The sequence below is a fragment of the Streptomyces sp. NPDC046887 genome (genome assembly GCF_040644755.1).
Taxonomy (GTDB): domain Bacteria; phylum Actinomycetota; class Actinomycetes; order Streptomycetales; family Streptomycetaceae; genus Streptomyces; species Streptomyces lichenis.
This window is the reverse complement of record NZ_JBEYXH010000026.1, coordinates 19,275-32,159: the sequence shown is the minus strand read 5'-3', so window position 1 is coordinate 32,159 and position 12,885 is coordinate 19,275. Positions and strand designations below refer to the sequence as shown.

The 12,885-nt window shown below is 76.0% G+C and carries 8 protein-coding genes; 3 read left to right on the top strand and 5 right to left on the bottom strand.

The features are described 5' to 3' along the window. Positions 1 to 119: 119 nt before the first annotated feature. Genes ABZ945_RS22415 through ABZ945_RS22405 form a run of 3 tightly spaced genes read right to left on the bottom strand, consistent with a single transcriptional unit; the run spans position 120 to position 3,881 of the window. Positions 120 to 1,031, bottom strand: coding sequence for a carbohydrate ABC transporter permease (locus ABZ945_RS22415; protein ID WP_361272260.1), 912 nt, complete (start codon positions 1,029 to 1,031; stop codon positions 120 to 122). Then, the gene (locus tag ABZ945_RS22410; RefSeq protein WP_361272258.1) at positions 1,028 to 2,482 is read right to left on the bottom strand and encodes a sugar ABC transporter permease; all 1,455 of its coding nucleotides are present in this window, start codon (positions 2,480 to 2,482) and stop codon (positions 1,028 to 1,030) included. The genes ABZ945_RS22415 and ABZ945_RS22410 overlap by 4 nt, the downstream gene beginning before the upstream one ends. A 4-nt stretch (positions 2,483 to 2,486) precedes the next feature. Further along, complete coding sequence (locus ABZ945_RS22405; protein ID WP_361272255.1) at positions 2,487 to 3,881, bottom strand: ABC transporter substrate-binding protein; 1,395 nt, start codon at positions 3,879 to 3,881, stop codon at positions 2,487 to 2,489. 193 nt (positions 3,882 to 4,074) lie between these two features. Between ABZ945_RS22405 and ABZ945_RS22400 the strand changes: the two genes are divergently transcribed. Further along, the gene (locus ABZ945_RS22400) at positions 4,075 to 4,536 is read left to right on the top strand and encodes a hypothetical protein (protein ID WP_361272253.1); all 462 of its coding nucleotides are present in this window, start codon (positions 4,075 to 4,077) and stop codon (positions 4,534 to 4,536) included. Positions 4,537 to 4,550: 14 nt separating this feature from the next. Here the strand turns inward: ABZ945_RS22400 and ABZ945_RS22395 are convergent, their stop codons facing one another. Then, entirely contained in the window at positions 4,551 to 5,420 is an 870-nt protein-coding gene (locus tag ABZ945_RS22395; RefSeq protein ID WP_361272404.1) for an LLM class flavin-dependent oxidoreductase, read from the bottom strand. Between the two features lie 504 nt (positions 5,421 to 5,924). Beyond that, positions 5,925 to 9,086, bottom strand: a complete 3,162-nt coding sequence (locus ABZ945_RS22390) for an FHA domain-containing protein (RefSeq protein WP_361272250.1) — start codon at positions 9,084 to 9,086, stop codon at positions 5,925 to 5,927. 530 nt (positions 9,087 to 9,616) lie between these two features. On the opposite strand from ABZ945_RS22390, the gene ABZ945_RS22385 reads away from it, so the two are divergent. Beyond that, positions 9,617 to 11,374, top strand: a complete 1,758-nt coding sequence (locus ABZ945_RS22385; RefSeq protein WP_361272247.1) for a serine/threonine-protein kinase — start codon at positions 9,617 to 9,619, stop codon at positions 11,372 to 11,374. 199 nt (positions 11,375 to 11,573) lie between these two features. Further along, complete coding sequence (locus ABZ945_RS22380) at positions 11,574 to 12,809, top strand: serine/threonine-protein kinase (RefSeq protein ID WP_361272245.1); 1,236 nt, start codon at positions 11,574 to 11,576, stop codon at positions 12,807 to 12,809. Positions 12,810 to 12,885 lie beyond the last annotated feature (76 nt).

The following is a 12,885-nucleotide window of genomic DNA, read 5'->3' as shown; positions in this document are numbered from 1 at the left end:
GCGGCAACCGGGGGACGGTGATGCGGCATCCGGGGGAGCGGGGCGTGGCGGTACGGGTACGGGGTGGCCCGGCCCCGTACCCGTACCGCCGCCGTTCCTCCTACCGGCGGCGCCGGGGGTTACTTCACCGCCCCCGCCATCACCCCGTTGACGAAGTGGCGCTGGAAGGCGAAGAACACCGCCAGCGGGATCACCATGGAGACGAACGCACCGGGAGCGAGGACGTCCACGTTGTTGCCGAACTGGCGCACTTGCTGCTGGAGCGCCACGGTGATCGGGGGCGAGTCGGAGTCGGCGAAGATCAGCGCGATCAGCATGTCGTTCCAGACCCACAGGAACTGGAAGATACCGAGCGAGGCGATCGCCGGGCCGCCGAGCGGCAGCACCACCCGGGCGAACAGCCGGATCTCCCCGGCGCCGTCCAGCCGGGCGGCCTCCAGCAGCTCGCGCGGTATCTCCGCGAAGAAGTTGCGGAGCAGGAAGATCGCGAACGGCAGTCCGAAGGCGACGTGGAACAGCACCACCCCCGCGGTGGTCTCGAACAGCCCCACCGCGCCGAAGAGTTCCGAGACCGGGACCAGGGCCACCTGCACCGGGACCACCAGCAGGCCGACCACCAGCAGGAACCACCAGTCGCGGCCGGGGAAGTCGATCCAGGCGAAGGCGTACCCGGCCAGCGCGCCGACCACGACCACCAGCACGGTCGAGGGGACGGTGATCAGGACGGTGGAGAGGAGGGAGCCGGTGACGGTGTCGTTGGAGAGCAGCGCGGAGTAGTTCCCGGCGGTGATCTGGGCCGGTTCGGTGAACACCGTCCACCAGCCGCCGGCCGCGATGTCGGCCGGGTCGCGGAGCGAGGACAGCAGCAGTCCGACGGTCGGCATCAGCCAGAACAGCGCCACCAGGAGGAGGAAGACGCGTAGGGCGCCGCCTCCCGCGGCGGCCGCCACCCGGGCGGCGAGCGAGGGACGGGCCTTGGCCGCCGCCTTCGGTTGCGCGCTGGTGGGAGTGGACGCGAGTGCGTCGCTCATCGCCGGGCCTCCTTCCGGATACGGCGGATGTTGACCACCATCACCGGGATGACCAGCAGGAGCAGCAGGACGGAGATGGCGCTGCCCACCCCGAGGTCGGCGTCCGCGCCGAAGGAGGACTGGTACAGCTGGAGGGCGAGGACGTTGGCGTCGTCCTGGACCGAGCCCGGCGCGATGATGAAGACCAGGTCGAAGATCTTCAGTACGTTGATCATCAGGGTGACCAGGACGACCGCGAGCACCGGCGCCAGCAGCGGCACGGTCACCCGGCGGAACACCTGCCACTCGTTCGCCCCGTCCACCCGGGCCGCCTCCAGCAGTTCGCGGGGGAGCGCGGCCAGTCCGGCGGCGATCAGCACCATGGCGAACCCGGCCCACATCCACACATACGATCCGATGATCGCGGGGGTGACGAAGGACGGGCCGAGCCAGTCCACCCCGTTGTAGGGCTCGCGGAAGTTGGCGGCGGGCAGCCGCAGCAGCGCCCCGTCGGCGGAGGCGGGCAGGGTGAACACCCCGTCGCCGCCCGCCGTGGCGGTGGCCACGACCTTCCCGTCCTTGACCGCCTCCACGGTCAGTCCGGGCAGCCCGCGCTCCTGGGTGTCCACGGTGTTGGGCTTGCCGCCGCCGCCCCGGGTGAAGTCCAGCCAGGCGGTGCCGGTGATCCGGTCCGGGGAGGCGTCCGGGGTCTTGGCGGGCCGGGCGTCGGACGGCATATCGGCGGGGGCCACCCCGACCAGCGGCAGCTTCACCGGCGTACCGGCCTGTACCGGCTCCTTGGTGGTGAACGCCCCGCCGCCGGACGCCTTCAGCGGGTGGACCGGCAGCGGGCGGGCCTTCGGGTAGCCGGCCGACTCGTTGAAGGTGTCGTGCACCCCGACCCAGACGGCGTTGGCGACCCCGCGCTCCGGGTCCTGCTCGTACACCAGCCGGAAGATGATCCCGGCGGCCAGCATGGAGATCGCCATCGGCATGAAGACCACCAGCTTGAACGCGGTGCCCCAGCGCACCCGTTCGGTGAGCACCGCGAAGATCAGACCGAGCGCGGTGGCCACGGTGGGGGCCAGCACCACCCAGATCATGTTGTTCTTCACCGCGGTCAGAATGGAGTCGTCGGTGAAGATCTCCACGTAGTTGCCGAAACCGCCGCTCCCGGCGAGCGAGTCGCCGGAGGCGTCGAAGAAGGACCGGTAGACGGAGAACGCGATCGGATACACCACCAGCGCGCCCAGCAGCACCAGCGCGGGGAGCAGGAACGCGGCGGCGACGCCGGTGCGGCTGCCGGTTGCCCTTCGGCGAGTGCCGGTCGTGCTCCGGCGGCTGCCGGTGGCGTTCCCGCCGGTGCCGGTTGCGTTCCCGCTGGTGCCGGGCGTGCTCCCGTCGGTGCCGGGCGTGCTCCCGTCGGTGCCGGTCGCGCCGCCAGGCCCCGCCGGGGCGTCTGACCCCGCCATGGCGTCAGTCCTTCTTCCCGTACGCCTTGGCCGCGTCGGCCTCCAGACGGGCCTGGGTGCCCTTGACGTCCTTGGGGTTTTTCAGGAAGTCCTGGAGCGCCTTCCACTCGCCCTTGCCGGGCGTCCCGCCGAAGGACTGCGGCATCTGGTCCGACATGTCGAAGCGGAAGTCGTCACCCGCGTCGATCAGCGCCTTGCCGATCTCCCGCTGCACCTCGTTGGGGTACGCGGCCGGGTCCAGGGACTTGTTGGGGGAGACGAAGCCGCCCTCGGAGGCCCAGATCCGGGCCGCGTCCGGGGAGGCCAGGAAGGTCAGCAGCGCCTGTGCGGCCGGGTTGGCGGTCAGCGCCACCGCCACATCGCCGCCGGTCACCACCGGGGCGTCCGCGCCCACCGCCGGGAACGGGAAGGCCTTGGCGTCCTCGCCGATCTTCGCCTCGGTCTCGGCGATGTTGCTGGCCACGAAGTCGCCCTCGAAGACCATCGCCGCCTTGGGGGTGTCCCCGCCGGTGAAGGTCTGGGTCACCGAGGCCGGAAACTCGGTCTGGAGCGCCCCGGACGCGCCGCCCGCGATCAGCTCCTGCCGCCCGAACAGCTCGGCCAGCGTGGTGAGCGCCTTCGCCACCGACGGGTCGGTCCAGGGGATCTCGTGCTCGGCCAGCTGGTCGTACTTCTCCGGCCCGGCCTGGGAGAGGTAGACGTTCTCGAACCAGTCGGTGAGCGTCCAGCCGTCCGCGCCGCCCACCGACACCGGGGTCACCCCGGACGCGGAGACCGTCTCGGCCGTGGACAGCAGTTCCTTCCAGGTCTTCGGCTCCGATACCCCGGCCGCCTCGAAGACGGCGGTGTTGTACCAGACCAGCGACTTGTTGGCGGCCTTGAAGTACACCCCGTACTGGGTGCCGTCCACCGCGCCCAGCTCCCGCCAGCCCTCGCCGTAGTTCTTCTCCAGCTGGGCCGTGGCCTCGGCGCCCGCGGGCTTGGCCCACTTGCGCTCCACCGCCTGCTTCAGGGCGCCGACCTGCTGGAGCATCGCCACATCCGGCGGCGAACCGCCCGCGATCTTGGTGCCGAGGTAGTTGAGCATGGCGTCCTGGGTCGGGACGTAGCTCACCTTGGCGCCGGTCCGCTTCTCGAACTCGGCCAGCACCTTGCCGAACGCCTCCTGCTCGGGCCCGGTCCACACGGCGACCACCTGCACCGACGTGCCGTTCAGCTTGGGCAGTTCGACGCCCGGCCGCTGGGCGCTCGGGCTCTGCCCCGGCCCCGTACCGTCCTTGCCGCCGTCGCCCCCGCCGCCGTCCCCGCAGCCCGCCAGGGCCAGCGCCCCGGCCACCGCGAGCGCCACCGCGCCCCTGCGCGAGCGAACAGCCGTGCGGATGTGGTGAGTTGCAACCATCGGTGCCCCCGTCCCTGCCGGACCCGTCTGCGTGTTGCCCAGGTGTACGCCCGGCGTAACGGCCTCGCAATACCGCCTCCGCCCGGAACCGGCGCATCGTGATCCGGTCGTGACGTCGGACGTACAAGTCCCTTGTCAGTGGCGTGATTTACCGTGGCGGGACGGATGGGCGGGGCGGGACGGGGGTAGCCGGATGGGTCGGGCGTACGAGGACGAGGGCGAGCTGCTGGCCGCCGAGTTGGGCGCCGTCGCGGCGCTCAGTGGCGGCCGCGCGGGCGCCTGGCTGACGCGCCGGGTGGCCCGGTTGATGCCCGACGACATCCATGAGACCGAGGTCGAGCTTCCGCTGGAGTGGGAGCGGGCGGTGTGGCGGGTGGAGCGGATCGTCGGCGGCGCCGGGCGGCGGCTGGAGCCCGTTGCCTCGATGGAGGGCATGCCCCTGGCGGAGGAGTGGGTGGTACGGATCGTCACCCGCGGCGGCTGCGCCGGGATGAACCCGGTGGTGCTGACGGCGGTGGTGGTACGGCCCGTGGGGGAGCGGCGGGTGACGGTGGTGCGGCTGCGGGCGGTGGCCAAGGAGGGGCTGATCCGGCAGCGGTCCGGGCAGGAGGTGGCGAAGGGCTACGCGGCGGCGCTGGCGGGCGTCGAGCGGTAGCCCTTCGCCGTGGCTCAGGCGCGGGGTGGGGCCGGGAAGAGGGCGTCGGCCAGTCGCCCGACCTGGTCGGCGTCCGAGGACCAGCAGTAGAGCATCACCTCGTCGGCGCCGATCGCGGCGAAGCCGTCCACCGCCTCCCGGATCGCCCGGGCCGTGGTGAGCAGGCCGTCCACCATGTGGTCGACCCGGTCGGTGAAGGCGTAGTAGGAGCGGAGCCGCTGCCGGGCGTCCCGCACGGTCCGCTCCGGACCGAGGACCACATTGGCCTGGGCGACCAGACGGGGGCGGCCAGGCCTGCCGTACCGCTGCCAGGCCGCCTCGGCCGCGCGGAACAGGCCGTCCAGGTACCGCGGCGGCAGCGCGGCACCGAGGAAGCCGTCCGCGAACCGGCCGACCCAGTCCAGGGCGGCCGGGGCGAAGCCGCCGACCAGCACCTCCGGGCCGCCGGGGGTCACCGGCGCCGGGCCGATGGGGCCGACGCCCTCGCCGTACGGCTCACCGGACCAGGTCCGGCGCAGCGCGGTCAGCTGCTCGTCCAGGCGGCGGCCCCGGCGGCGGATGTCGATCCCGGCGGCCAGGCAGTCGTCGGCCCGGCCCCCGACACCCACCCCGAGGGTGAAGCGGCCGCCGGACAGCCGGTCGATCGTCGCGGTCTGCTTGGCGAGCAGCGCGGTGGTGTGGTGCGGGGCGAGCAGCACCTCGGTCTGCACCCGGACCCGGCGGGTCGCGGCGGCGAGGGCGGCCAGGGTGACCAGCGGCTCCGGGTTGTCGAAGACCAGCCGGTCCAGCAGCCCCAGGGTGCTGAACGGCCCGTCGTCGGCGCGCCGCGCCCAGCCGAACAGGGCCGCGGGGTCGCCGACGGGCAGGCCGAGGCCGACCTTCACGGGGTGCGGGTGCGGGAGACGGGCGGGACGCGGGGAACTCGTGGAATTCGCGGGACTCATGGGAGGACTCCTCGGGAGGGCATGCCGAATGGGCGCCGCCCCTCCGTGGTCCCGCGCGATGGCGTGGCCCTGCTCCCGTGCTGCGGCTGTGGTTCCGGAGAGCGTCTGCGTGCGAAGTGGGGCGAGGCTAACGCGGCCGCGCCCGGCCCGGCAACGCCTTTCCCCACCGGGGCGGTCGGACCGGCCGGGGGGAGGGCGTCAGGTGGCGAGGGTGGCCAGCGGCTGCACGCCGTAGGTGCGGGCGTAGCCGTTCGCGGTGCCCACGGGCCGGTCGACGACGTGCCGAGCGGGGGCTCGAACGGCGGGTCGGCGCCGTCCCGCCCGGACCTCTGGCGGCGGCGATGGCGCCGGCCCGCGGCCGACGACGTGGTCTGCCGGCGCCATCGCGCTCCCGGGCGAGCGCTCCTCGCCACTCGGCGACGCGGCGTCGGCGTTCGCGGGTGCTCAGGCCCGGCCGCTGGGGGCGGTCGGCACCAGGGGCGGCAGAGGAGCGGCGTCCACCGAGCGGGCGGCGCGGTCCAGGGCGCTGGCGAGGAGGGCCAGGTCGGTGGGGCCGTTGCCCAGTTCGCGGACCGGGCGGCGGGTGGGCGGGTCGCCCATGCGGGCCCAGTCCAGCGGCACCACGGTGGGGCGCTGGGTGGCCGTACGGGGGATGCGCCCGGTGACCCGGCCGCCCTGGAACGGGGTGACCCGGCCGTCCGGGTGGCCCAGCCGGCCGCGCCCCGGGGCCGGGCTGTCAGGGCCGGGGCTGCCCGAGGGGGCGTCCAGCACCACCCGCAGCCGCGCCCCGCGCACCAGCTCGGTGTCGGCGGTCCGGTCCGGGCGGGCGGAGGCCGCCACCAGGTGCACCCCCAGGCGGTGGCCGTCCCGGGCCACGGCCTCCAGCGCCCGTACCACCGAACCGGCGGCCGGGCGGCCGGGCGCCCCCAACGCGGGCGCCACCAGGGCGTCGTAGTCGTCCACCAGCACCACCAGCCGGGGCAGCGGCGGCGGCACGTCCCGCTCGGCGCCGCGCGCGGCCGGGCGCAGCCGCAGGGTGCCGGTCGGCGGGGCGTCCAGGTCCCCGCCGCCCTGGCCGCCCGGGCGGCGCTGGCCCACCATCCGCTCCGCCAGCTCCCGCTGCTGGTGCCACTCGGCGAACTCCTGGCGGCCCAGCAGCTCCGCCCGCCGCTTCAGCTCCCCGCCCAGCGCCTGGGCGAACTCCCGCATCCGCACCGGGTCGGAGGCGACCAGATGCTGGGTGGCATGGGGCAGCTCGGTGCAGGGGGCCAGGCCCTCGCCGCGCCCGGCACCCGCCCCGTCCACCAGCAGCAGCCCCAGCCGGTCCGGGCGGGAGGCCGCCGCCAGCGAGGCCGCCACCGCGCGCAGCAGCTCGGTGCGGCCGCTGCCCGCCGGGCCCTCCACCAGCAGATGCGGGCCCTCCACCGTGAGGTCCACGGTGACCGGCCCGCGCGGCCCGGCGCCCAGCACCGCGGTGCCGTCCGGGGCGGACGCCCAACGGGCCATCAGCGAGGCCGGGGTGGCCCGGGCCAGACCCAGCTCGTCCAGCAGCCGGGCCGACGGGGGCAGCGCCACGGCCGCCGCCCGCCGCCCACCGGGCAGCCCGGTGCCGCCGTCCGGCTCGTCGCTGCCCAGCGGCGCCAGCGCCCGGGCGAACCGCTCCGCCCAGGCCGCCGACACCGCGTCCACCGTGCCGACGGCGCCATGCCCGGCGGGCCTGCCCCCGGCCGTACGCAGCAGCCGCAGCGCGGTCGCCACATCACCGGAGAGCAGCGCCGCCGCCCCGCACTCGCGGAACGGCAGCGAGGCCGCGCACGCCGTCTCATAGGTCGCGCCCACCGGGGAGGCCGGGGAGGCCGCCGGGGTCTCGGCCAGGCAGATCAGATGGATACCGGCCGCCGCTCCGGCCGCGGCCAGCCGGGCGGTCGTCTCCCGCAGCGCCGCGCTTCCCGGATCGCCGTCCACGACCAGGACCGTGCGCGGCCCCTCGTACCGGGCGGCGGCCTCGGCGACGGCCGCGCGGTCGGCGCTCGCCCAGCCGGGGCCGAGCGGTCCGTCGTCCAGCCGCCGGACCAGCTCGCCGGTACGGGCGGCCGCCTGCTCCCGGTCGTACGCCAGCAGCAGCCGGCAGTCCTGGCCCTGGGTGGGCCGCAGCTGCGGCAACCAGCCGAGCCAGGACCAGTCCCGGCCGCGGGCCGCCCCGGCGACCAGTACCAGCTCCAGCCCGCCGGGCGCGTGCAGTGCGGTGAGCTGGGCAACCACCGAGCGGGCCAGCCCGAGCAGCCGCGGCCGGGGCCCGGCGAGCCCGAGCGAACCGGCCTCCCGCAGCCCCACGGTGACGGGTACGGCGGCCAGCTCCGCGCGGTCGGACGTGCCGAGCCGGACCACTAGCTCCTCCGGATGCCCGGGGCCCCGCTCCCAGAGCCTCGGGCCGGGGCCGAGCGCGGTGAGCAGTACGGCGGCGGGGTCCGGCCAGGTGTCCGCGCCGGGCCCGCCCGCCGGATGCGGTACGGCCCCGGGGTCGGTGCCCTGCTCGGGGGCGGTGCCCGGTCCGGCCGCCGCCTCCTCCCGGCCGCCCGCCAGCCGCCGCGCCCAGGCCCCTATCCCGCGCCTGCGGGGCTCCGCCCCCTCGGTGCCGGGGGCAGGGGCGGCGTCCGGGCCGGGGTCCACCCGGTGGGTGCCGCTCACGGGGTGCTCCACCGGGGCCAGGGGGGTGGTGCGGGTCATGGCGGATCGCGGATCCACGGGCGGCGCGATGGGTGCCCCGTCGGGGCGGGGGCCGGACTGGTGGGGCACTCGGACCCGTACCACCGGCTCCGCGCCGGCGGCGATGGGAACGACGCCGGTACGGGGGGCTCCCGGCGGCAGGCCGGTGGGCCGCCGTGCCGCCTCGCCGGGCCGGCCGGGATCCTGCCCGGCCGCTTCGCTCCGTACGGGCTGCTCCGGCTCCGGTACGGAGGGGAGGTGGACCCGGAGCCGGCCCTCGCCGTCCGGGGTGGTGGGCAGCGGGGGACCGTCCGGGGACGGGCCGGTGGCCAGCCGCAGCGAGGACTCGCCGAGCCGGAGCAGGGCGCCGGGCGCCAGCCGCACCGGGCGGGGGCCGACCGGGGCGCCGTCCAGGGTGGTGCCGTTGGTGGACCCGAGGTCCGCGACCGCGACCCGGCCGTCCTCGGCGACGGTGACCGCGCAGTGCAGCCGGGAGACGTCCGGGTCGTCCAGCGGTACGTCCGCGTCGGCGGAGCGGCCGATCCTGATCTCGCCGCCGTGCAGCAGATGGACCCCGCCCGCGTCCGGCCCGGCCACCACATGGAGGCGGGCGGGGGCGCCGTCCGGCGGGGCATGGTCCTCGCCGGGGACCTGGAGGGTCAGTACCGCGCCGTCCACCAGGGGCGGTTCCCCCAGCACCCGGCGCTGGACGTCGAGCCGCTCGCCCCCGGCGTACAGCACCACACCGGCCGAGGCGTCGGCGCCCGAGACGGCGGAGGCCAGCCCCGAGGCGACGGCGGCCAGCGCGGTCCCGGCCGGGGCGGTGACGAGCACGTCACAGGCGCGCGGCGCGGCCTGGCCGCCGGGGGGCGAGGCGAGGACGGTCAGCCGGATCTGCATCGCCGTCAGCGGTCCCTTCTGCGCGGCGCACCCACCGCCGGAGGGGAGGCCGGGGTGCGGCCCCGTCCCCCTCCTGCCGTGGACACGTCGTCCCGGTCACGTCGGCACACGGCCGGGCTCCCGACCCTGGGCGCGCGTGCTGGGGGCATCCTCGCACCTGCCACTGACAACACGCCCGGGACCCGGTCAAAAATGATCTTGAATGATCGGTCACTGGCGGAATGCGGTCGGAGACCGTCCGTTCGCCGCCGCTCCCCGGTGGGCGACGAGGGGGCGGCGGCGGTGAGGTGCGGTCGCGGCCGGGAGGCAACCGCCACCCCTTCGGTACGCGTCTGCCCCCTCGAACGGCCGCCGGGCGGGAACCGGGGCCGGGAGCCGCGGGGGCAGTCCACCCGGCTGTCCGCTCGGCAGTCCGCCCGGCAGGACGAGCGACCGCCCACGGGCCCTCGGCCTTACAGTGGGTCGGACACCCGGGCGGGCCCCACGGGCACCCGGACAGGCAGGGACCACGATCGCAGGGAGCGCATGACGTGCGGCCGGTAGGCAGCAAGTACCTCCTGGAGGAGCCGCTCGGGCGGGGTGCCACAGGCACCGTCTGGCGCGCCCGCCAGAACCAGACGGCGGGCGCCGAGGCGGCCGTCCCCGGGCAGCCCGGCGAGACCGTCGCGATCAAGGTCCTCAAGGAGGAGCTGGCCAACGACGCGGACGTGGTGATGCGCTTCCTGCGGGAGCGCTCCGTCCTGCTCAGGCTCACCCACCCCAATATCGTCCGCACCCGCGACCTGGTGGTGGAGGGCGATCTGCTCGCCCTCGTCATGGACCTGGTCGACGGCCCCGACCTGCACCGCTATCTGCGCGACAACGGCCCGCTCACCCCGGTCGCCGCCGCGCTGCTCACCGCGCAGATCGCCGACGCGCTCGCCGCCAGCCACGCCGACGGGGTGGTCCACCGGGACCTCAAGCCCGCCAACGTCCTGCTCGACGAGCGCGGCGGTCAGATGCATCCGATGCTGACCGACTTCGGCATCGCCCGGCTCGCCGACTCCCCGGGCCTCACCCGCACCCATGAGTTCGTCGGCACCCCGGCCTATGTGGCGCCCGAGTCCGCCGAGGGCCGCCCGCAGACCTCCGCGGTGGACATCTACGGCGCCGGCATCCTGCTGTACGAGCTGCTCACCGGCCGTCCGCCGTTCGCCGGAGGCACCGCCCTGGAGGTGCTCCACCGCCACCTCAGCGAGGAGCCGCGCCGCCCCTCCACGGTGCCCGGCCCGCTGTGGACGATCATCGAGCGCTGCCTCAGCAAGGACCCCGACCGCCGGCCCAGCGCCGAGAACCTGGCCCGCGGTCTGCGTACCGCCGCGGCCGGCATCGGGGTGCACGCCACGCCCGCCCAGATCGAGGCCGCCGAGGGGGTCGGCGCGCTGCTGGCCCCCGACCCGGACCCGGCGCCCGTCCCCGAGACGCCCGGCGCCGCCGACCCCACCCAGGTGCTGCCCAGCGGCGCCGCCGGACCCCAGGGCGGCCACCCCGGCTCGTACGACCCGGCCGCCGCCACCAGCGTGCTGCCCACCAGCGGCCCGTCCGGCGGCCCGGGGCAGGGCGGCGGCGCCGACCCGACCACGGTCATGCCCCCCGTACCGCCCCGGCCGGACGGCCCGCCGGGACCCGGCTCCGAGGACCCGCACCCCTGGCAGTCCCAGCTCCGCGCGGCCCGCGACCGCAACGACCAGACCCAGGTCCAGTACCTCGACCCCAGCCAGGACCCGCTGCGCCGCCGCCCCCAGCGGCAGGCCCCGCCGCAGCCGCCCCAGCACTACCAGCAGCCCCAGCCCCAGCCCCAGCGCCCGCAGCAGCAGTACCAGCAGCCTCAGCGCCCGCAGCAGCGGTACGCCCCGCCGCCGCCCCAGCAGTACCAGCAGCCGCAGCACCCTCAGCCGTACCAGCAGCAACCGCAGCACCCCCAGCCGTACCAGCAGCAGCCCCAGCAGCGCCCCGCACCGGCGCCGCAGCGGCCCGCGCCGCCGGCCCGGGAGCCCCGCCCGCCGAGGGAGCCCAGGGAGCCGCGCCGCCGCAGCGCCAACCCGATGCGGATCCCCGGCCTGGGCTGCCTCAAGGGGTGCCTCTTCACCCTGGTCCTGCTGTTCGTGGCCGGCTGGCTGGTCTGGGAGCTCACCCCGCTCCAGGACTGGGTCGCCCAGGGCAAGAGCTACTGGCAGGCCATCAGCGACGGGGTCTCCACCGTCACCGACTGGATCTCCAGCCTGGGTGGCGGGTCCAGCCCGCAGTAGCGCCGGCCCGTTCGCGACGGCGGCCGCCCGCCCCCACCGGGGCCGGCGGCCGCCGTCGTGCTTCCCGCGGTTCCGTGCCGCCGTATGGGCGACTTCGTCGCTTTGTCGACTTCCCGGGCGTGTTTTCGCCTCGGAGGTGCGTGATCGCGCTCCCAGCCGCGTAACTTGGTGCAGAACGCCAGCCGCTGAGGGAGCAGTCTTGGCACGGAAGATCGGCAGCCGGTACACCGCCCACCAGATCCTGGGCCGCGGCAGCGCGGGGACGGTATGGCTCGGCGAGGGGCCCGAGGGGCCCGTCGCCATCAAAATCCTGCGCGAGGACCTCGCCTCCGACCAGGAGCTCGTCGGGCGGTTCGTCCAGGAGCGCACCGCCCTGCTCGGACTGGACCACCCCCATGTGGTCACCGTCCGCGACCTGATCGTGGACGGAAACGACCTCGCCCTCGCCATGGACCTGGTCCGCGGCACCGACCTGCGCACCCGGCTGGACCGCGAACGCCGGCTCGCGCCCGAGGCCGCCGTCGCCATCGCCGCGGACGTCGCCGAGGGCCTGGCCGCCGCGCACGCCGCCGGAGTGGTCCACCGGGACGTCAAGCCGGAGAACATCCTGCTCGACATGGAAGGCCCGATCGGCCCCGGCGGCGCGCACCCCGCGCTGCTCACCGACTTCGGCGTGGCCAAGCTGATCGACACCCCGGGCCGCACCAAGTCCAGCAAGATCATCGGCACCCCGGACTACCTGGCCCCCGAGATCGTCGAGGGACTGCCCGCGCGCGCCGCGGTGGACATCTACGCGCTGGCCACCGTGCTGTACGAGCTGCTCGCCGGGTTCACCCCGTTCGGCGGCGGCCACCCCGGCGCGGTGCTGCGCCGCCATGTCACCGAGACGGTCGTCCCGCTGCCCGGCATCCCCGAGGAGCTGTGGCAGCTCCTGGTGCAGTGCCTCGCCAAGGCGCCCGCCTCCCGGCTGCGCGCCTCCGAGCTGGCCGCCCGGCTGCGCGAGCTGGCCCCGCTGGTGGCCGGCATCCCGCCGCTGGACGTGGACGAGCCGGACGCCGAGCCGGCCGAGGAGGGGTACCCGGAGGAGCCGTACGCCACCCTGCCGAACGCGCCCCGGCGGGCCGCGGTGCCGCTGGTGCCCGGGTCGTCCATCGACTCGGGCCGCGACACCCACACCTCGATGCGGGTGCCTGCCCCGGACGAGCTGTCCGGCGGCCCGCACGGCACGGCCCGTGCCCCCCGCCCCTCCGGCGCCCGCCGCCCCGGCTCCGCCCGCAACCGGGCCGGTGCCGTCCGCAAGCGCCGGATCACCCTCGGCATCGCCGCCCTCGCGCTGGCCGCGGCCGCCGGGGTGGGCGGCTTCCTCGCCGCCGGCGGGGACGAGCCCGGCGCCCCACCCTCGGACAACAAGCAGTCCGCGCCCTCCCAGCCCTGAGCCCTCCGGTACCGGCTCCGGCTGCGGCCCCGGGGCAGCCGGGATCGGGGCCGGGGCGGGCCGTGCCGCCAGGGGG

What these genes read in the sequence shown, in the direction of transcription:
- ABZ945_RS22415 (WP_361272260.1), bottom strand. Translation starts at nt 1,031, where the DNA reads ATGAGCGACGCACTCGCGTCCACTCCCACCAGCGCGCAACCGAAGGCG.
- ABZ945_RS22410 (WP_361272258.1), bottom strand. Translation starts at nt 2,482, where the DNA reads ATGGCGGGGTCAGACGCCCCGGCGGGGCCTGGCGGCGCGACCGGCACC.
- ABZ945_RS22405 (WP_361272255.1), bottom strand. Translation starts at nt 3,881, where the DNA reads ATGGTTGCAACTCACCACATCCGCACGGCTGTTCGCTCGCGCAGGGGC.
- ABZ945_RS22400 (WP_361272253.1), top strand. Translation starts at nt 4,075, where the DNA reads ATGGGTCGGGCGTACGAGGACGAGGGCGAGCTGCTGGCCGCCGAGTTG.
- ABZ945_RS22390 (WP_361272250.1), bottom strand. Translation starts at nt 9,086, where the DNA reads ATGCAGATCCGGCTGACCGTCCTCGCCTCGCCCCCCGGCGGCCAGGCC.